At 52.4% G+C, this 20,782-nt stretch carries 16 protein-coding genes; 12 read left to right on the top strand and 4 right to left on the bottom strand.

The genetic code is table 11. The features are described from left to right. Positions 1 to 82: 82 nt before the first annotated feature. The 4 genes from THS27_RS07085 (at position 83) to THS27_RS07100 (ending at position 4,567) form a co-directional block, all read left to right on the top strand. Positions 83 to 787 (top strand): YafY family protein, encoded by a 705-nt coding sequence (locus tag THS27_RS07085; protein ID WP_085589513.1) that lies wholly within the window; start codon positions 83 to 85, stop codon positions 785 to 787. Next, positions 771 to 1,157, top strand: coding sequence for a TfoX/Sxy family protein (locus tag THS27_RS07090; protein ID WP_085589303.1), 387 nt, complete (start codon positions 771 to 773; stop codon positions 1,155 to 1,157). The genes THS27_RS07085 and THS27_RS07090 overlap by 17 nt, the downstream gene beginning before the upstream one ends. 273 nt (positions 1,158 to 1,430) lie before the next feature. Beyond that, positions 1,431 to 3,431, top strand: coding sequence for a bifunctional diguanylate cyclase/phosphodiesterase (locus THS27_RS07095; protein ID WP_085589306.1), 2,001 nt, complete (start codon positions 1,431 to 1,433; stop codon positions 3,429 to 3,431). Between the two features lie 446 nt (positions 3,432 to 3,877). Then, positions 3,878 to 4,567, top strand: coding sequence for a lipopolysaccharide assembly protein LapB (locus THS27_RS07100; protein WP_139835504.1), 690 nt, complete (start codon positions 3,878 to 3,880; stop codon positions 4,565 to 4,567). 129 nt (positions 4,568 to 4,696) lie between these two features. On the opposite strand, the gene THS27_RS07105 is transcribed toward THS27_RS07100, so the two are convergent. Together THS27_RS07105 and THS27_RS07110 are read right to left on the bottom strand one after the other, a co-directional pair. Beyond that, positions 4,697 to 6,850: a SpoIIE family protein phosphatase gene (locus THS27_RS07105; protein WP_246832875.1), complete on the bottom strand. Its 2,154-nt coding sequence runs from the start codon at positions 6,848 to 6,850 to the stop codon at positions 4,697 to 4,699. Between the two features lie 45 nt (positions 6,851 to 6,895). Beyond that, positions 6,896 to 7,201 (bottom strand): STAS domain-containing protein, encoded by a 306-nt coding sequence (locus tag THS27_RS07110; RefSeq protein ID WP_085589310.1) that lies wholly within the window; start codon positions 7,199 to 7,201, stop codon positions 6,896 to 6,898. A 276-nt stretch (positions 7,202 to 7,477) separates the two neighbouring features. Between THS27_RS07110 and THS27_RS07115 the strand changes: the two genes are divergently transcribed. Further along, the gene (locus THS27_RS07115) at positions 7,478 to 9,073 is read left to right on the top strand and encodes a sigma-54 dependent transcriptional regulator (RefSeq protein ID WP_085589312.1); all 1,596 of its coding nucleotides are present in this window, start codon (positions 7,478 to 7,480) and stop codon (positions 9,071 to 9,073) included. Between the two features lie 43 nt (positions 9,074 to 9,116). On the opposite strand, the gene cobD is transcribed toward THS27_RS07115, so the two are convergent. Further along, positions 9,117 to 10,274, bottom strand: coding sequence for a threonine-phosphate decarboxylase CobD (gene cobD / locus THS27_RS07120; protein WP_085589314.1), 1,158 nt, complete (start codon positions 10,272 to 10,274; stop codon positions 9,117 to 9,119). Between the two features lie 199 nt (positions 10,275 to 10,473). Here cobD and THS27_RS07125 point away from each other — a divergent pair, with 199 nt between their 5' ends. From THS27_RS07125 to THS27_RS07135, 3 genes are all read left to right on the top strand, one after another. Next, the gene (locus THS27_RS07125) at positions 10,474 to 11,451 is read left to right on the top strand and encodes a phytanoyl-CoA dioxygenase family protein (RefSeq protein ID WP_246832876.1); all 978 of its coding nucleotides are present in this window, start codon (positions 10,474 to 10,476) and stop codon (positions 11,449 to 11,451) included. A 108-nt stretch (positions 11,452 to 11,559) separates the two neighbouring features. Continuing rightward, positions 11,560 to 14,520 carry a sensor histidine kinase gene (locus THS27_RS07130; protein WP_085589316.1) on the top strand — a complete coding sequence of 987 codons (2,961 nt, stop codon included), beginning with the start codon at positions 11,560 to 11,562 and terminating at the stop codon, positions 14,518 to 14,520. 151 nt (positions 14,521 to 14,671) lie between these two features. Continuing rightward, a complete protein-coding gene (locus THS27_RS07135; protein ID WP_085589318.1) occupies positions 14,672 to 15,130 on the top strand; it encodes a hypothetical protein in 459 nt (152 codons plus the stop codon). Between the two features lie 170 nt (positions 15,131 to 15,300). Here the strand turns inward: THS27_RS07135 and THS27_RS07140 are convergent, their stop codons facing one another. Continuing rightward, positions 15,301 to 16,452 carry a Xaa-Pro peptidase family protein gene (locus THS27_RS07140; RefSeq protein WP_085589320.1) on the bottom strand — a complete coding sequence of 384 codons (1,152 nt, stop codon included), beginning with the start codon at positions 16,450 to 16,452 and terminating at the stop codon, positions 15,301 to 15,303. Between the two features lie 204 nt (positions 16,453 to 16,656). Here THS27_RS07140 and THS27_RS07145 point away from each other — a divergent pair, with 204 nt between their 5' ends. From THS27_RS07145 to THS27_RS07170, 4 genes are all read left to right on the top strand, one after another. Next, complete coding sequence (locus tag THS27_RS07145) at positions 16,657 to 16,908, top strand: Rho termination factor N-terminal domain-containing protein (protein ID WP_085589322.1); 252 nt, start codon at positions 16,657 to 16,659, stop codon at positions 16,906 to 16,908. Positions 16,909 to 17,146: 238 nt separating this feature from the next. Next, positions 17,147 to 17,329, top strand: coding sequence for a hypothetical protein (locus THS27_RS07150; protein WP_085589324.1), 183 nt, complete (start codon positions 17,147 to 17,149; stop codon positions 17,327 to 17,329). A gap of 804 nt (positions 17,330 to 18,133) precedes the next feature. After that, complete coding sequence (locus THS27_RS07165; RefSeq protein ID WP_246832877.1) at positions 18,134 to 19,264, top strand: ABC transporter substrate-binding protein; 1,131 nt, start codon at positions 18,134 to 18,136, stop codon at positions 19,262 to 19,264. 27 nt (positions 19,265 to 19,291) lie between these two features. Beyond that, positions 19,292 to 20,740, top strand: a complete 1,449-nt coding sequence (locus THS27_RS07170) for a GGDEF domain-containing protein (RefSeq protein WP_085589330.1) — start codon at positions 19,292 to 19,294, stop codon at positions 20,738 to 20,740. The last annotated feature ends 42 nt before the right edge of the window (positions 20,741 to 20,782 follow it).

Genomic DNA, 20,782 nt, shown 5'->3' on the forward strand with positions numbered 1-20,782 from the left:
TTTATCATACCCCTCCTGACAGGAGCCTGTCAGGAGGGGTATGATACGGTCCAGCGAGATTGATAAAAAGCGGAAAACCAATATGAGACGCGCCGACAGACTGTTTCGCCTTGTTCAGATTTTGCGCCGACGCAAACTTAGCCGGGCCCGTGAACTGGCCGAGGAACTTGAGGTTTCGGAACGCACCATTTATCGCGACATTCGCGATCTGGCGGCATCCGGCGTCCCGGTTGAGGGGGAGGCCGGCGTTGGCTATATTCTGCGCGATGGTTATGATTTGCCGCCGTTAATGTTTGATGCCGAAGAAATAGAGGCACTGGTGGTGGGCGCGCGCATGGTGCAAAGCTGGACCGACCCGCAAATGGCGCGGGCCGCCAGCGACGCCCTGTCCAAGATAGAAGCCGTCGTTCCCGAACGGTTGCGTGGTTTGATTGGCGGTATTCCCATCGCCGTTGCCGATATCCCCCAGGAGCCGATTTCTGTTTCAATGCCGGTTTTGCGCCGCGCTATTCGCGAACGCAGCATGATCAATATTGATTATACCGATGTTAAAGGTGCGTTGACGCAACGCCGGGTTTGGCCGTTGGGAATGCTGTTTTTCGGATCGGTATGGCTGTTGGCGGGCTGGTGCGAGTTACGCAATGCCTTTCGGGTTTTTCGCGCGGACCGTATCGTGACGATGGATGTTTTAAACGAACGTTACCGGCCTACGCCGGGCCGAACCCTGCGCGATTATCTGATTTCCGAAGGGGTGGAAGGCGAGGTGTTAAATGGCCTTGGCCGTTAATGAATTTGTGGTCATGGTGACCGAGCTGCTAGCGCCCCTTGGTGTGATCAGGGCAAAGCGGCTGTTTGGCGGCTGGGGTCTTTATTGTGACGGTATTGTTTTTGCCCTTGTTGCGCAGGATGTTTTGTTCCTGAAGGGTGACGATCAGTGCCGGCACCTGTATGAAGCTGAAAATATGGCGCCATTTCGTCCGCATGGCCCCGATGGCATCTGTATTGCCTATTTTGAGGTGCCGGGCGACTGGCTGGAAGATGAAGATCTTGTTTTGCCATTTGCCCGTATTGCTTTTGATGCCGGGTTACGGGCTGCTGCAGCCAAAAATGCCAAACCGGCCAAAACGCGAAAACCCCGTCAAAAACGGAAAGCCTGAGCAGGTCTAATGCTGGTGATGCGGGGGGATGGCCTGTTGTCATTGGGTCACAAATGGCATATGGGCCGGGAAGATTGCAAAAATGTCGTTTTTTGCAACGTGGGCTGATTATTTTGTTGGGCCTAAAGTATGCTTTCTTTATGCTGGAAAACTTATACGATGTGATAGGATTGGCCCTCGGCCAAAGGGCTAGGGCGATCGCCGTAATCGGCCCCTTTAATCGTGACAGGACGTTTATCCCATAAACCCTGTCTCCAGAGTGAGAGCAAGTTTGTGCCCCTGACAGAGCAGGTAAAGAGCTTTGTTGAACTGTTCCGGTTGCGCCGTGACCGCCCGGAACTGTTGCGTGCGCAGGTCAGCGGGCTGACAGGGCAAATACCCATGATGTATTTGCTGCTTGTGACAAATTCACTCGCGCTGGCCTATACCCATTATGATCAGGCACCGTTTTTTCTGACAGTTGTTCTTCCGGCAATTTTAACTGTTCTTTGTCTGGTACGGTCCATCAGCTGGATGCGGGCGAAAGCCGTCCTTGATGATCCCGAAGCAATTATCAGTGTCCTGAAACGCATTCGTATTATGTCGGTGGTGGTCAGTGTTTTGTTCGCCGCATGGGGGCTGGCGCTTTATTATTACGGCGATAGCCTGCACCGTGGGCATGTTGCCTATTTTGCATCAATAACGGCGATTGGCTGTACTCTTTGCCTGTTTCAGTTCCCGGCGGCTGCCCTGTTGGTTGTTATTGTGGTTTTGGGCAGTTATGCCGGGTTTTTTGCTTTTAGCGGCACGCCGGTTTATCTGGCAATTTCGTTAAATATGGGAACGGTGCTTGCCGTTATCGTCTATTTTATTCGGAATTATTATTTGTCGTTTTCGGCCCTGTTGCAGTCGCAACTGGTATTGGAAGAAAAACACCGCCAAACCCTGGAATTAAGCCAGCAAAACGAAAAACTGGCCCATTGTGACGCCCTTACCGGCCTTGCCAATCGTCGTGATTATTTTAACTGCCTGAACACAATGATTACGGAGGCAGAACGCGGCCTGCGTGATGCTGGCAGGGGGCTCAAATCCGGGCGATTTGCTGTTTTTCTGATTGATCTTGATGGTTTTAAACCGGTTAACGATGTGCATGGGCACATGGTTGGGGACGAAATTTTAATCAGTGCGGGCCAGCGGATTTGTACTGTTCTGGGGGAAGGGGGCTATGTCGCGCGGCTGGGCGGCGATGAATTTGGTGTTATCTTGCGCGATTACGATAACGAAGACATGCTTGAAGGTCTGTTTTCGCGCATTTGTGCCAGCCTTAATACACCGTTTGAAAGTGTGGGTGGCCCGGTTCAGCTTTCAGGTACGGTTGGTATTGCGACCTTCCCGGCGGCGGCCCGCACAGCAACGGGCCTGTTTGAGCGCGCGGATTTTGCCCTTTATCATGCCAAGCGTAATAATCGCGGCACGGCGGTTTTGTTCGCGGCCCGGCACGAAACCATTATCCGCCAGGAATCGCGCATTGAACAGGGCCTGCGCCAGGCCGAACTGGAAAGCGAGATGTCGCTGGTTTTTCAGCCGCTTTACAATCTTGAAACCGGCGAGATTTATTCGGTTGAGGCATTGGCGCGCTGGAACAGCCCGGAACTGGGTTTTGTTGCCCCGGATGTTTTTTTTCCTATGGCGGAAAAAACCGGCCGGGTGAATGACCTGACACGCAATTTGTTTAATCGCCTTTTGCACGAAGTGGCCAGCTGGCCCGACCATATCGGGTTTTCATTTAATTTGTCAGCGCATGATCTGGCCGTGCCGGAAATGATGAACTGGCTGATCCATCGTATTAAACACAGCGGGATTGAACCCCGGCGTATTACGTTTGAAGTCACGGAAACGGCCATCTTGCGAGACTTCGATGCTGGCCGCCAACATATCGACACGTTGCGGCAGTGTGGGGCGCGGGTTGCACTGGATGATTTTGGGATTGGATTTTCAAGCCTGCGTTATCTCCACGAACTCGATATTGACTGCCTTAAAATAGACCGCAGTTTTATAACGCCCATTGTGACCAACCCTCGTAGCCAGCGTATTGTCAAAACCGTTTTTGATATGTGCGAAAATTTTGGTATCGATTGTGTGGTTGAAGGGGTCGAAACAAGCGAACAATGCGATGTGTTGCGACATTTCGGCGCGCGTTATGCCCAGGGCTATCTGTTTGCCCGGCCTGCGACTGAATTTTCGTTTGAGCCTCTTGCCAGTTTACCGGCTCAGCCTGTTCTTTTTAAGGTTTAGCAACAAACCGACCTGCTTATGGTCGGCACCATATTTTGCCAGATCTTTCCGTACCTCATTGTTCTCATATCAAAGCAAAATGTCGCCGGTGTATGAAGTTGGGTTACCTGCCTGTTTGTCGTGGCGGTACGGGCATAACGTTGTGCCAAATTTGCCTTTGGCATGGCGGCGTCGCGGGGGTGTGAAGCCCTTGCCAATCGGTTAAGGGATTTGTTGATCGGTTTTGATTGACAGGGAGTGAGGTAATATATTGAAATTAAAAATTAATTTGTTCTTTTTGATGTTTATGCCGGTAAATTGCCGCGTCGTTTTTATTTTGAATACACAGGCGCCAGGGCGCGCACTGTAAGTATTTGAAACGACTCGTATATTTTTTCAATGTTGCTTGATTTCTGCCGAGTCGTTACCATCCGGCATCTTTATTTGCATTCGGGATGCCGACCGCGATGGCGCACATGCAGCCGACTGTTCACCTGTTAGCGTTACCTGACGCCCGGTCTGCCGACCTGGCGGCGGAAACGCGTTTGCGTTTGCGCCAGTTGATTGACAGTCTGCCCGATATTCCGGCGCGATTGCGGGTTATGGGGCATGGGTTGCTGGATGTGGGCCAGGTGGATTTGGCCCTGAACTGCTTTGGCCGGGCATTGCTGGCCGATGACCTTGACGATGCGACCCATTTGGGGCTGGTACGGACATATTTGCAAAAAGGCAATCGCGACCAGGCAATGGCCCATGTTGAAATCGCCATCAGCCTGCGCCCTGAAATGCGCGATCTGCGGGTTATTCTGGCCGACCTTTTGTGTGACCGTCATCATCTGCGCAGCGCGCTGGACCAATTGGCACAGGTTTTGGCCGACGAGCCGACCCATGCCGGCGCACGCCGGGGGCTTGCCAATATTTTACAAAATTTTGTAGCAGCGGGGCATGTAAACAGCGCCACCCCGGATGTATCAAAAGCGGTGCCGTTAAATGATACAGAGTATGTTGTTTCGGGTGCCGACAGCGAAAAAGGCCATACCGGCCCGGTCTCTGGCGTGATGGTCTGGAACATAGAAACGGCTTTTGTTCCCCAAAACGGGCAGCCCGCGCCCCATGCCTGGTATTGGTGCGAACCGTTTCATCCCGCCATATCATAAAGTCGTAAAGCCTGAATATTTGGGTATTGGGCTTCGTTCCCCGTTTGCGATTTTGCCGGTTTAGCAGGGGGCAACGGGGAGTGTTCGGGCTGTTCAGGTTTCCACAATGCGCCTGCCTGGTAATATGCTTTAATCGGGTGTTTGTGGTTGCAGGGTAATCAGGGTGAAATCATCGGTCAGGTCACGCGGTGTATGGTCGTAAAAATAATCGGTTACCTGTGACGCCAGATCGGCATTTCCACCCGGGCGCATAAGGATATTTTGCAGCACATCGCGCAGGCGTTCGGGATCAAGCATATTGCCGTCATTGAACGGTGTTTCAATCAGGGCGTCGCTATAAAGCATCAGGAAACAGTCGTCGGAAAACGGGGTTTCCCGGGTTTCATAGCGTGCATCATTGGTGACGCCTAACGGCACACCCGACCCATTTAGAAATTCAAAATCATAGCCATTTTTCTTGCCAATGATCGGCGATGTTGACGCGGCACAGGCATAGCGAAATACCGCTTTTTTGCGATCAATGATGCCATAGAGCATGGTCGCATACTGCCCCACCGGCAGCAGGCGTTTAAGTTGAACATTCAGGGCTTCAAGATAGCTGCCGGGGTCGTGCAGGTCTTCGTCTTCGGACCACATTAGCGAATGCAGGCGAAAGGTGTTTAAAGCAGCCCCGATGCCGTGCCCGGCGAAATCGACCAGATAAATCGCCAGCCGGTCTTTATCAAGGGGGGCAAGGCCCCATATATCGCCGCCCAGTTCCGATGACATTTGAAAAGTGGCGCTGATTGACAGGCCATAATCACGGCCAACGGTACGGTAATAATCGGGCCGTGGCACCAGCATGGACTGCATATCATGCGCCAACACAAGTTCGGACTGTGTTCTGTCGCGATAGGCGCGCAATTGTTTGACCAGAATACGATGTTCAAGATGGATGCGAACCCGGGCCAGCAATTCTGATTTGTTAAGTGGTTTCAGGATCAGGTCGGTTGCGCCATCCTGAAAAATCCGGGTTCGGCCTTCGTTTTCTTCCAGTGCAGTTTGCGCAATAATCGGAATTTCTGCATATACGGGATCGCTGCGTAATTCCTTGCACACCCCATAACCATCCATCCCCGGCATGATAATGTCGAGAATGATCAGGTCTGGCTGATTACGTCGCACCTGATCGATTGTGTCGTTGCCGTCACGGGCAAATACCAGGTTGGTAAAGCCTTCGGCCCGTAAATAGGACGCAACAATTTCACGCGAGATCATGGTGTCGTCCGCGATCAGGATCCGGGCGTGATGCAATTCGTCACTTTCGTCGGCAAGGTTGCGTGCCACGGCAGCATGATTGGTACTGCTATCATATATTTTGACGGTTTCGGGGGCCGGGTTGGCGGCGGGTTTGGCCGGCGCTGGCGGGCGACCGGTCAATGACCCTGGCGATATTGACGATGTTGACGTCTTCACCAATGGCGGGCGGGGCGGGGCAGTCATGTCAGGGGCCGTTGAGACGGCGTCACCGGAAAAACGCATGCGAATGGTGCGGCCACCCCGTTCAAATTTAAGGTCGTGACATAATGTTTTGATCAGCGAAAGACCCCGGCCAAAGGTCGAATCGCTGCCCGGCATTGCTGTCAGGTCTGTATTTTGCGGCGGGGTAAAACCGCGCCCCTGATCATGGATAAAAATTTCGACCCCGCCGGTTTCAAGCTGGCGCGCAGCCAGAATAATCGCGCGGTTGCCATAGTGCGGGTCGGCCAGACGGTCGCGGGTTGTTTGTTCCAGCGCGTTGAATTTTTCCATCGACAAATGGCCGGTGGTGTCTATTTCCATGTTGCCGTGTAGCAGCGAATTGGAAAAGGCTTCCTGAACCGCAATTTCAAGCGTCGGGGCTATTTTGTCGTGCAGGACGTTGCGCCGCCTGAGCGCGGTGACAAATTTTCGCGCAATGGGCAAATGATAGGCGCTTTGTGTCGACAGGCAGGTCAGCAAATCCCATTGCGGGCCGGGATAAGGGCGGCGTAGCGGGCTTAAATCCCGCAGGTCAAGGCCTTCAAAGGCTTCGATAAAGTAATTGCAGTTCAGGCGCGGCAATGCACCCAGCCAATCCGGTGTTACCAGGTTGGGCAAAAAACATGCCTGATACCGAAGTTCACGCGGAAAATCCTCTATACCTGCCCCATGCAGGAAATCGGTGTCAGTAACGTCTTCGGGGGCAAACACATCAGGACCGAACGTGACTTTTCTGGCGATTTCCACACTGGCATTACCGGCAATTGCCACGCGATGGGACATCTGCATGGGCCTTTGTGTCGGTAAGTCGGGGTTGGCGGGCATGGATCAATCTTCCATTTGAAACAGCGTATCGAAGCGGGCAACCTCCAGCATTCGTTTCACCTGGCCTTTGGCCCCGCGAAGAATAACGGTTGCGCGTTTTTTTTCGCCTTCATCGCGCGCCAGTAACAGCATCCCCAACCCGGCAGAATCAATAAACTCGATACCGGAAAGATCAAAAATCTGGGTGGTTGCGGTTTGGGTCGTGATTTCGTCGATCAATTTGCGAAATACGGTATGATCGCTAAATGTGAAGCGGCCGGTCATTTCGGTGGTGATGGTGGTATCGTTTTGTTGCGTTTTGTAATTCACGCTGTCTTCCTCCTGATCGGGTCACGTCACGAAAAATATTTCGAAAACTGTTCAATTGCCTGTTTATATTTTAGCCGAATTTTGTGCCGTCGCCTACATTCGCTCATGTGAAGATTTCGATCACACGGGATCAGGATGCCCTGGCCCCAGCTTGCCAGAAATCAGGCCGGGCAGGTATATGAAATTTAGGGATATTTCTGGTAAAATATTCCCGTTTGTTGCGCCTGTTTGATATTGTTGCGTTTAACCTCGCCAGATAAGGAAGTCATAAAAAGAATGGCAGACCAAAAGTCCCGCATTCTGGTAATTGAAGATACCCTGTCGCTTGCACGGGTATACCAGGATTACCTGCGTGCGGATGGTCATCAGGTAGAACATGTTGGTACGGGGCGCGATGCGATCAACCATTTGCGCCACAACCGTTTTGATGTGGCCGTTCTTGACCTGTTGCTGCCCGATATGGACGGGCGCGACGTGCTGCGCCGGGTGCATGACGTTTCGCCCGCGACCCGGATCATTGTTATTACGGCCCATGGTTCGGTCAATATTGCGGTCGAGGCAATGCGCGATGGTGCCTATGACTTTTTGTTAAAGCCGTTTACCGCTGAAAAACTGCGATCTACCGTCATTGATGCCTTAAAGGGGCGTGCGGTTTCCCCCCGGCATGATGATATGCCTGCCGTCAATGACGGCCTGCATGTTCCCCCTGTTAATGGCAGCGCTGCCGACGATGACCGGAAATATTTTGATATTATCGGTGGTTCGGAAACAATACGTGGAATTTACCGCATTATTGAATCTGCTGCGCCCAGCCGGGCAACGGTTTTTATCACCGGGGAAAGCGGCACGGGCAAGGAGCTGGCGGCAGAGGCCATCCATCGGCGCAGTGATCGCGCCAATGCGGCGTTTATTCCGTTAAACTGTGGTGCCATTCCCAAGGATTTGATGGAAAGCGAGATTTTTGGTCACGTAAAAGGCGCGTTTACCGGGGCGGTGGTTGACCGCGAAGGGGCAGCCCACCGGGCAGCCAATGGAACGTTGTTTCTGGATGAAATTTGCGAAATGGATCTGGAATTGCAAACCAAGCTGTTGCGATTTATCCAGACCGGCACCTTTCAAAAAGTAGGTGGCAGTTCGCTTGAAACCGTTGATGTGCGGTTTGTCTGTGCGACAAATCGGGATCCGCTTGAAGAGGTGCGTGCCGGGCGTTTTCGCGAGGATTTATATTATCGCCTGCATGTGATTCCGCTGCATATGCCGCCCCTGCGTGATCGCGGGCTGGATATTTTGCAGATTGCCAATTTTTATCTGCAGCGTTTCACAACCGAGGAAGGGCGCGATTTTAAGCGCTTTTCATCCGATGTGGCTGATCTGTTTACCCGGTATTCGTGGCCGGGAAACATTCGCCAGTTGCAAAATATCATCCGCAATATTGTGGTTTTGAATAACGGGCCGGAAGTGGTGATGTCGATGGTACCACGCCCGGTAAGTAATTTTGCCGCCGATGGTGGGTTTGCGACAGGCTCGATCGAGGCCCCGCCGCCACATCCTGTTGTGTTACAGGGAATGAACGAAGCTGAACGGTTGTGGATGGATGACCCCGAAGCCCTTGCTTTTTTGTCGGGGCGCCAACCACCAGGGCCAAGCGGGCTGGGTATTTTTGCGGCACGCCCGGTGAGTGCCCGTGATAAAAACGTGCCGCTGGTTGGCCGTGGTGTCGAGGCGATCCGCCCGCTATGGCAGGTGGAAAAAGACGCGATAGAAGACGCGATTGACCGCTGCGACGGTTCCATTCCCCGTGCAGCAGAAGCATTGGGGGTTAGTCCCTCGACCATTTATCGTAAAAAACAGTCCTGGGAAGAAATCGGATAAGGATGCCGGTTCTTACTGTGCTTACTGCTTTGTCGGAATATTTTTACAGACAAAAGCTTTCCAGCGCGGTTTGCAGCCTGTTTTGATTTTCTTTTGTGCCGGGAAGGCCAAATCGTAACCATGTCGGGGCCTGGGTAAAGCCGCGCACCCAGATACCGCACTGTGCCAGATGCTTTTGCAAGGCGGGTAACATTTCCCCCTGATACAGCCGCAAAAGATCGGTTCCGCCAATAAGTTTACAGCCGTTGATTTTGCTTAATTGCTGATCCAGCCAGTTTGCCTGTAGATGCAGGCTGGTGCGCATTGCATGATGCCATTTATCATCGCCAAGGGCGGCGGTGGCGATATGCAGGGCCGGACCGGGAACGGCCCACGGCCCCAACCGGTCGCTGATTTTGGCGATCAGTGCCGGATGAGACAGGGCAAACCCCACCCGGGCGCCCGCCAGCCCGAAAAACTTGCCGAACGACCGCAAAATTACGGTGTGGGTTAGGTGATGGATCTGCGGGCACAGCGACAGGTCCGGGGTGGTGTCGGCAAAGGCTTCGTCAAGGATCAGGTATTTACCGCGTTCCTGAAGATAACAGGCAAAATCAAACAGGCTTTGCCGGTCAAAATAGCCGCCATCGGGGTTGTTGGGGTTCACGATAACAAAGGCATCGTGGTCGTTAACAATATTTGCCAGGGTTTCTACGGGTGTTAATCCCAGCCAGCCGAAATTGGATACAGCATTGTTTGCCGGGGCGTTTTTAATACGGGATGTGGGCGCAAGTGGTTGGTTGCGCACAATGGTTTGCCGGATGTCGGGCGTGGCAAATATTTCGGTTGTTGTGACATGTGCGCGTTCCCATGCCGGGGCATGTTCGCCATAGGTCGGGCCGAAAATGGCGACACGTTTGACTTGGTCCGTTTCCGCCAGAATAAACGGCACAAGTTGTAATAAGGCCTGTGTTCCCGGCCCGCAGGCGATGTGATTAACAGATCCGACGTCATAATAGTGCCGGGCCGCACAAATAGCGGCGTCGGTATCGCGCTTCAGCGGCAGTCGCTGCCAGGTTTCGGGGGCAATGTTTGTACCCTTCACCGGGTAAGGGGTCGGGTTTATGCCGGTGGATAAGTCCAGCCATTGTGACAGGGCAATATTGTAATGTGCTGCTGCCAGGTCTATCGCACCACCATGACGGAAAATATCGTTGTTCATTTTGCGTCATTCTCCGTTTTGGTGGATGTAACAGGGTTTGTTACTGCCTATCCTGCCTTTAATGGATAGGCAAGTGGGGCAATGTCGGGTGGCGAAATGAAGCTGCACCATTAAAAATGACGTGCGCGCAAACCTTGCAAGGTTGCTTGGGCGGACGTATCGTCCGCCAAAATCTGGTTTTATGCAGGAAAATTGCGCCATGATGACCATAAAACAGGCAAAAGACGCCAATTTCTGGCGCAACCTGAACCCCGATTTGTCGATAGAAGGAACGCCAGCAGCAAAGCCGGGGCCGGGCGGGGAAACGGTGTCCGATACGCCGGTTTTGGCCGCAAGCACATATGCCGCCATCCCGTTGTCTCAAACCGCCACCAGCCCGGCGATTTCACCCGTTTCAACGGTTAAACATCCTGTTATCGCATCAGGGGATATTGATTTTGCCGCCCTGTCAGACCGTTTTTGGGATGAAGGGTATTTTGTGCTGCATGATATTTTGCCCGTCGATTCCATTGACAGGTTGCGTGCTGCCATCGAGCGGCTGGTTGCGGCAAATTTGCCAGCAGCCATGATTTATCTGTATGATGAAGCCTGGCAGATATTTGCCAGCTTACGCCCGCTTTTAAGCCATTTTCTGGGGGATCGCATTGCCCTGTTGCCCCATTTCTGGGCCTGGCATGTCAACCCGCAGGACCAGGGGCGAGGGTGGCCGCCCCATCGCGATTATCAGGGTGAAAGTGCGATGGGCGACGATATGCTGATCAGTTTGTCCTTGTGGGTGCCGCTATGTGATGCGACACCGGAAAATGGCTGTATGTATGTGTTGCCGCGCAGTTTTGAACGGTGGTATGATTTTCAGGTAACTAAACCGCAGGACGTTGCCTTGCAGGATGTCAGGGCATTACCTGCGGGGCCGGGCACTGTTATGGGCTGGCGCCAGGATGTTTATCATTGGGGAGGGCGGGCATCACGCCACGCATCTTCACCGCGGATCAGCCTGTCGCTTGAATTTCAAAATGCCGCTTTTGATCCATTGGGGGATCCGTTGCTGAATATGGAAACGCCACCGGGTTTTCATACCAGGCTGGCGTTGATTGCCGGGCAATTTGAAAAATACCGGCATATGCAGGACATGGATGAGGATGTATTGCGCTGGTGCCAGGCCATTTTGAAAACGTGATAACACAGGTGCTGTAAAACGGGTGTGCTACTGGCGCAGGTGGCGGGTGTTATCGGCGCCATCTTTGGGCTTTCTAACTGAAAAATTGATGGGGGAGACTGGCAAACGATGCTTCGATTGGCGGCCATTTGTCTTGTAGCGTTTGGTTTTATTGCCAGTGTCTATTCGGTGGTCCCGGTTCTGTTGGGGCCGCTAGGGGCTGAACTTTCCTTTGCCATTGCCTTCGTTGTTGAATTTATGGCGCTTTTTTCTGTCGCCATTGGCATGGTCATATATGACACCACCAAAAGACGTCAGATTTTATATGTGGCACTGGGCGTTCTTTCGCTTTTTGTCGGCGATGGGGTGGGGCTTGCAGCGCCTGCAATTTTGCCACATCTGAACCCGGGCTGGCTGCGGGTTTTGTTTTCGGATGTTTCATGGTTCGGGCTGCTTAGCCGCGTTGTCGCCAATTGCTTTTTTCTCGCCAGCGTGTTCAAGGCAAATTCCAGCGACAACATGTCCCGGAATGATCAGGTCTGGCTGGCTATTCCGGTAATTGTTGGGGCAATTGTGCTGGTTTTGCTGTCGTTGTCACTGGTCTCCCCGGCGTTTGGTCTTGATGTTTCGCACATTTTTGCCCGTATGATGATGTTGCCCTTGCTGCTGAGCACGGTGCTGTCGATCATTGTTCTGTCAGGGTATCTTGTGCGGGTGATGCGACGGCCAACCGCGTTTGAAATCCTGTTTTCGGTTTTCATGCTGAACGCAGTTTATCACCACATGGCCTTCCTTTTGTTTGATGCTGCGGGGCGCGCCCTGACAGTCGAATTTTTAATGCCGTCGCGCCTGTTTAGTTACGGGGTTGTGCTGGTGGCGATGGTGGCCGCTTTGCGGGATTTATATCGTAGTGCATCGCAATCAAGTTCCGCCAAAAGTGCGTTTCTTGCCACCATGAGCCACGAAATTAGAACGCCATTAAATGGTGTTTTGGGAATGGCGCAGCTTTTACGCCAAACCAGCCTGAACGATGTGCAGCGTGAACGGGTAAATGCAATTTTGTCATCTGGCCGGGCGTTAATGTCGTTGTTAAACGACATTCTCGATATGAGCAAAATCGAGGCTGGACATGCCGAAATCGAAACCCGCCCTTTTCGTCCCTATGATATTACCAGCGACCTTTCCAATGCGATTGTTGCCCTGACACAGGAAAAAAACCTGAAACTGGTGTGGGACGACAAGGTTTTGCGAAACAAAATCTTTATTGGCGATGAAGTGCGTTTTCGCCAGGTTTTGTGGAATTTGTTATCGAATGCTGTGAAATTTACCCGCAAAGGGTCGGTGCAACTGGTTGTTGAACATGATTCCAGCCGTGCCGGTGGTCGGATACCGGGCAGCCGCAATAACGAGGTTTACCGGTTTTCGGTAAGCGATACGGGCATTGGTATTGCCCCGGAACGGCAGGCCCGTATTTTTCAGGCTTTTACCCAGGGTGATAATTCGACCATGCGCCAGTTTGGCGGAACCGGGTTGGGATTGTCGATTTCGCAAAGCCTGATCACGATGATGGGGGGGTATATTGGCCTGCATAGCATTGCCGGGCAGGGCACGCGGTTTGATTGCTGGTTGCCGTTTGATGTGCGGGCCATCGGCCATACCGCACGTGACCGTGACGGGGTAAACCGCGAGGAAAATGCCTCGGGTGTGCTGATGGACAAGCGCGTGCTGGTGGTTGAGGATAATGAAATCAACGCCAATGTCATGCAGGCGTTTCTGGAACGGATGGGCCTGAAAGTTGATATTGTTGGCAATGGTCGCCTGGCGGTACAGGCCTTTCAAACCGGTAATTACGATGTCATCCTGATGGATGCCCATATGCCGGTTCTTGATGGTGAAGGGGCGACCCGCCATATTCGCGAAATTGAACGCGGGGCCAGCGGGGGGCGTATCCCCATTATTGGCGTGACGGCCGATGCCTTTGCCGACCGTCAGCGCGATTTTCTGGCAGCCGGCATGGACGAAGTGATCACTAAACCGGTTGAGGAACGGCGGTTATATGCCAGCCTGATCCATCATTTGCGCGGGCATGGGGAATTAACCCAGGCAATGAGGCCTGCGTTTTCCGAACAAGACGACACCAGCCAGTCTGATTGGGCCATGGCGCAAGGGACGGCCAAGGAACCGGCCCGGTCAAAGGTTGCAGCGGCCGATCTATCATGGCGGGCCTTTGCCAATGCGGACCCCGTGCCGGGTAAATATTCCTTGAAGCCTGCCGGTGACCTTGAGGCCGCCAAAATTGATAATCGGCACGGTGGTAATACGCCGCAATTAGACAATGGCCCTGAAGATAGTAATTTACGCCGGTATAATCCGTCGCCGTTAAAGTCGCCCATAGACACCCCCAGCCATGAAACAGGCGATCAGGATCAGGGGCCCGTTGCCACACAATCGGCAATCGGTAAGAAAAACATTCGGTCTGATACAGGGAGGGTAGATGCCGAACCCGAAACTGCTGGCAAATTACCAGCCGGGATAACGCGCCGACCGCTGGTTCGCCGGTTAATGGGGGGTGGTGGCTTAACACGCAGGTTTTCCAGCCATCCATCAGATGGGAATGGTAACGATCCACAGGTGGCCCGGACAGGCAACATGCCACCGGCCCAGCCCCGTTCCGGTAGCGATGCCGTGAACAAAAAAACTGCTAAAACACCGGGTGACCCCGATGTCGCCACGTTAAAGGCGCCAGAAGCAAGCGGGGCACTTGTTAACACGACCCGATTGCGTGAAATGCAGGATGCCCTGGGCACCGACCAAATGACAATTCTGATCCAGATGCTTCCTGAAGCCTATGGCGAGGAACGGGCGCGCATGACCAAGGCCATTACCGCAAATGATGCCAGCGGGTTTCGCCGTGCGGCCCATTCGTTAAAGGGTATGGCTGCAAATCTGGCGGCAGATGAAATTTCAAGGCGGGCAAGAGAACTGGAATACTTTGAGGGTAATTTGAAGGATTCAGAAGAATATATCGCGCAAATAGATGGCATCGTTCAAAAAACATTTCAGGAATTACTTGATGAATTGTCGAAATGATCAAGTTTTTTCATCCTAAATCCCTGTTTTGGCGGGTTATATTTTCAGGTTAATTTCCCGGTGTTTTTGTTCAATTATTGCAAGGTTGATTGGGCCTGTTTTGCCATGTTAGGTGAAAGGTGATTGAGGGGCGATACAGGAGAAATAACAAATGTTACGCATTCTTTCCAAGTCGATCCTTTTTGCACTTCCAGCAATTGCTTTGACGTTAGGTGTTGCAACGGCGGAAACACCGGCTGCATCCCCCAAAAGCGGGGCTGGCGCGTCCGGGGCATCGGAACCCGCGCGCAAACAGGTAAAAATCCTTGATAGCAAAGAGAATTTTGAAGTTAGCGGTAAAAAGGGACAGCTTGCCCATCTTTCAAACCCGGATACCGGAATGAAGGAAACCGCCGTTGTGATGGAAACCACGGACCTTGAAAACAAGCCGATAATGATTGCCATGCGGTTGGAACACCCGCTTGCCGAAGCTGAACTGGAATATTTTGACAAAAATAAACCTGCCAACGTGGCGCTATCAGCCAAATGTGCCGAGGTGCTGGTCGCGCAAATGCCCAGTGGTCGCCATATCGCGCAGGGCAACCAATGTCGTGTTATTGAATTTGACTGATGCTGAAATGCCGGGTATCGACCATATACTAGGCTGTCCGGGTCAAAGCCGGTCACGGTGACGCACAACTGGCAGGGCCATGCATCGGCCCTTGCCAGTTATGGTGTCTTTCCCCGGCATTGCTGCCCAAAGTATGTAGCACAGCCAGGCCGTAGGGACGCGGAAGGTGGTTAACGTTCGACCAGGTCCAGCGTGTGACGCGAAATTGCATCATTACCTGTTTCTGTGACAATCACGGAATGGCCGGGACACATGGCAAAGCCGGTTTCACTGTCCATCAAAATCATGTGCAGGAAAAAGACCATCCCGGGTTGGGCAATAACCGGGTTGGCATGGTAAAACATCGGCCAGTCCATCCAGTTCGGGGCAAAGGTGGTGCCCATTGAATAGCCGCAGGCATTCAGGCGGTGGCTGTTCATACCGGCTTTGTCACAAACGCGGGCATAGGCATCAAAAACATTGCCAACCGGTTCGCCGGGTTTCAGGGCAAGGCGGCAGGCATCCATTGCGTCGGTTGCGACCTTGTGCATGTCGATATGGCGTTTTGTTGCTGCGCCAACCGGTATGGTTCGCATCATTGCAGCATGATAATGGCGATAGGCCCCGGCCCATTCCAGGGTGATCTGGTCTTTTTCGGCGAGATGTTTACGCCCTGAAAAATAACGGCATAAAAGCGCGTCATGTCCCGAACCAATGATAAATTCATTGCCGGGGTAATCGCCACCACCGGCAAAAATGGCACCTTGCATTGCTGCGAGAATATCGCCTTCAAAGGCCCCTGCATGGACCGTTTCAAGGGCTGCATCCCAGGCATCATCGGCCAGTTCACCAGCACGGCGGATATAAGCCAGTTCGGCAGGGCTTTTTACCACCCGCAATTCCGACACCAGACGCGATGCATCGCTTAGGGTGCAAAAACCGTCGAGTGCGGATTCCAGTTTTTTGCCATTGGCGGCGGTCAGGCCATAGGCATCATACTCAACACCCAGTTTTTTATTTGCTGCGCCAAGTTCTGCCAGGATGTCGCGCAATTGCAGGGCAGGGTTTATATCGGGGCCGTCTACCCACACCCTGATATCGTCGATGTCGGATGTATGTTGTGCCTGACGCAGGTCCGGTGCCCGTGTGATCAGGGCGACGGTGCCATCAACCCCCAGATAAAGACACTGAAAAAAGACATATCCAAACGTGTCATACCCTGTCAGGTAAAACATGCTTTCCTGACGAAACATCAACAATCCGTCCAGTCCTGCCTCTTCCATTTTGGCAATGGTCGCTGCCCGGCGTTGTGCCAGTTCTGCCCGTTCAAAATGCAATGCCATAAAGGGTGTCCTGTCTTTGGTAAACATTTGAAAAATGATGCCGATACGCTATCAAGTTTATGCAAACCGGCACAGGTTATTTTACGGATTTTCAGGCAGACAAGGCGGTTGACGGCCATGGGCGGGGCAGGGCTGGAAATGTTTGGGGAACAGGTCGGGCGGGGTTTCGTTATATAAATACCTGATAAAATAACGGAGGAGATCATGGTTCAGGACCACGGACCTTCGATAAAGGATGACAAGACCTATCAACGGCTTCGCGATGACGGGGCGAGTAAGGAAAAAGCGGCACGCATTGCGAATGCCGGTCCATCGTCGAGCAAAAAAGGTGGCAAGCACCCGCCCTATGAAAGCTGGACGCGTGATGAACTATACAGGCAAGCGCAGAAAGTTGGCATAGAGGGCCGTTCTGACATGACAAAAGATCAGTTGATTGACGCATTACGCAATCATTAGGGTCAGGCCTGTTTAACACCCCGGACGCCCTGTTGGCGGGATGCCTGAATTCCCGTTACCCCCGCAAACGAACCTGCGTTATCGGCGCCGGTTCGTTTTTGATGTGGCGTTTTTCACATCACGGGTTGGAATTTTGCAGATTTGTTACCACATCTTGATTTCGGCCTTGTGAAACGGGGATCACGAGGCGGTCAGTCATTGCCTTGTTTGGATGAACCGCTTTTGAAAGGAGCAAAAAATGGCGAGTTACAATGACCTTAAACGTTTTTCAGCGTCCCCAAATGATACAAAAATGGCAGGTCCGCGGTATGAAAAATGGAACCGCGATGACCTTTACCATCTGGCAAAAATGCGCGGCATTGAAGAACGGGCCCGCATGAGCAACGAAGAACTTATTCAGGCCCTGCGCACGCAAGGTTAAATGCCGACAAATATCTGTCGATGGAAGTGGGAAGCATGAATGCCCACATATAATGTCGCGGGCTACACGCGTATCGGGGCAGGCAATTTCGAAAAAACTTGGTTTTCATTGCCTGCCCGGTTTTCACAGTTTCTTTTGCGATATTTACGGCACTCTTTGGTTCGTTCGTCGCACCTTCACGGGAAAATTAACCAGGTTCCAATGCGAAGTGCTGTATCGCACCGGCTGTTTCACCCGTTTTATTCGGGTGCCTGCCGGGGGCATATTGCCGGGCGCGTTACGGCAGTGTGCCGTGGCGGATTGCCCTGTGGCATGTCTTTGCCAGAATAATGATTGCCGCAGGGGATGGCTGGATCGGACGGGTTTGCTCGCCTGCTTTTTGTGGACGGGGCCTGTTCGTCAAAATTGCTGAGCGCAAGGTATTGTAATCGGCAAGGTCGTGCTTTGGGGCCGTGGTTGACGGTTGAGTGTTATTTTTTGCCACAACCCGTGATTCTGACTATGCGCCTGTCTGGTATGGACAGGCTGTTTTTTGGGGAAAATTATTTATTATAATTATTCCAGTGTTTCCGCTAGAAATAGAACCAATATGGTTTGTAACAATAAATTTCAGGTATTGTCCGGGGTATAAACCGGAGCGATCAGGGGATTTCAGCCCAGCAAGGTCTATGACAGGCTATGCTAAAGAAGGGCCTAACCATGTTTGACCGCAGCAGCAGAATTGATTATGGCCTTGATTGCTGTTTGTTGGGGCAGCGAAATTCCCTGTGAAATCAGGGATTGTAAAGGGGCAGGGCGAACCGGGTGAAGGTATTACGAACGATTTGCCGATTAGTGATTGGTGCCTGTTTGTCGTTTACAGGCAGCCATGCCGTGCTGGCCGGGCCGGAGCATGCGCCTCGGGTTGCTTTTATCAATCCGGGCTATGGGGATCACGGATTTTGGAAAGATGTTAGCGACACCATGCATGTCGCGGCCTCGCAGTTTGGTTTTGAAATTGTCGAATTTGATAGCAACCGGCAATGGCCGTTGATGGCAGAAAATGCCAATCGTGTTTTTGCAATGAACCCGCCACCCGATTATATCATTGCCTCGAACGAACATCAGCAAGGCGGGCGTATCCTGATCGAGGCGAATGCACGCCAGATACCAATATTCATGTTGTTAAATGATTTAACCGACGAGCAGAAAAACCGTCTGGGCCGGGCCGGTACAAATTTGCCATTCTGGATTGCAACCCTGACGCCGGATAACAAAAAAGCCGGGTTTGATATTGCCCGCTCGCTGGTGCAGGCCGACGAAAAACTTCATCCTGATCAGCCGGATCGTGAAATCTGCCTGCTATCGCTGGCGGGGGACTGGAATACACCTGCGTCGCTTGACCGTCTGGCCGGGCTTGACGTTGCACTGGCAGAATACCCCAAGCTGGTCGAAAAACGCCGCCTTGTTGCCAACTGGTCGTATGACGAGGCCTATAAACGTACGGCAGGCTGGTTGCCTGAAGGATGCCTGGATGCGGTGTGGGCTGCAAATGACGATATTGCCCGGGGCGCCATTGCCGCGATTGAAAATGCAGGCAAGGTTGCGGGCAAAGATGTTGTCGTCGGGGGCTTGAATTGGTCGGCGGAAGGCCTGAAATTGGTGAAAGAAGGAAAAATGACCATGACTCACGGTGGCCATTTTCTGGCCGGGGCCTGGATAATGGTTATGGTGAATGACTTTCACAACGGCGTTGATTTACAGGGGCGAGGCCCAAATTATTCATTTCCGATGCAGGCGATAACACGCGATAACGTCGACCGGTTCGAGAAAAAGTTTGGTAAGAGAAACTGGGACAAGGTGGATTTTTCACAATTCTCGCTGGCGGGAAAATCCGGTCAGAAAGGCACCTATCATTTTGACCTTGAACATCTTTTTATCGCGACTAAAAACTGACTGATCAAAATATAAGGACCAAAACTGGTGCAGGCACCAACGGGCACAGTAAAAAAGGGTGAATCTGCCAAACTAAAGCTCGGAAGTTCGCTTTTTGCGCGCCAGCTGCGGTGGGGCCTTTTGATTGCTTTGCTGTTAGGGCTCCTGATCATGCTGTATCAGGGCATATCGGATTATCGGGCCTTGCAAACAGTTTATGATCAGGCCAATGAGCGCGTGATCAATTCTACCCTTGCCGTTGCGGGAACTGCGGCCCGAACTGGCGATGTCGCCCTTGCAACTGCGGTTACGCGCGGGGCAATGGTGCAACGTTCTGTTGCTGCGATACGGCTGTTAACCGCGGATCACAAGGTTCTTGCGGAACAGCAGCGTGACCTTGATCTTTTGCCGCAAAGCATGTGGCTGGATGATTTGTTTGGCGGTGTGGTGACACAGAATGTCACATTATATGCCCCAACGCAGGATATCGCACAGAAGGTTGTCATCGGGGAGTTGCAACTGACATTTTCCCCACATGTGTATATCGCAGCGCTATATGGACGGATTCAACTGTCATTTTTCGCGGTGTTTGTTTTTGCGCTGGCAATGACGTTGGGTATGGTTTGTGTCTCCTATTTCATTGTGACCAAGCCGCTTTTGCAACTGATTGACTATATGGTTAATATCAATCCGGTTGATACCAACAAACATTTGCCGTTGCCGCCGCCGTATCGCCATGACGACGAAATCCAGTTGCTGGGGTCGTCCATGATCGGGTTGTTTGCCCTGATCCGCAACAAGGTTGAAAAACTGGCCAAGGTGACCGAGGCCTTGCAGGCGTCCAATCAAACCTTGGAAATACGGGTCGAGCAACGGACCCGGGAATTAAATGACGTTGTTGAAAAGCTGGAGCTTTTGGCAGCAACAGACCCGTTGACCGGCCTTGCCAATCGCCGGGCATTAATGGGGCGCCTGAAAAATGCGATCGCGGTATGGAAACGGCGCGGTACCCGGGTGGGGCTGATCATTCTTGATCTTGATCATTTTAAAACACTGAACGACACCTATGGCCACCAGACGGGCGATATGGTGCTTAAATCGCTGTCGGCGGTGTTTGCCAGTGTTCTGCGCGAAACCGACCTTCCGGCCCGGGTCGGCGGCGAGGAATTTGCGGTACTGATCAGCGACGAGGATGAAGACGGCTTAATGATAGTTGCCGAAAGGCTGCGTAAATCCATATCGGAAGACGTTATTACTGTTAACGACCAAACCATAAACTACACTGCCAGCCTTGGCATAGCCTGCCTGCCGTCGAAAAACGAAACCAGCGACAGCGACAGTATGGAAGGTTTGTTACGCCAGGCCCGCGAAGTGGAAAACATCATTGATATGCTGTATTCCGTCGCGGATCAGGCCCTTTACACTGCAAAAAAGGCAGGACGTAACCGGTTTGAAATGGGCGAATTACCGCAAAATTTTTTAGCGGCAGGCGAATAATATCGCCCGTCACGGTGTCAACGGCCCGGACATTGTTTCAGG

Source organism: Thalassospira sp. MCCC 1A01428 (genome assembly GCF_002115825.1).
Lineage (GTDB): Bacteria > Pseudomonadota > Alphaproteobacteria > Rhodospirillales > Thalassospiraceae > Thalassospira.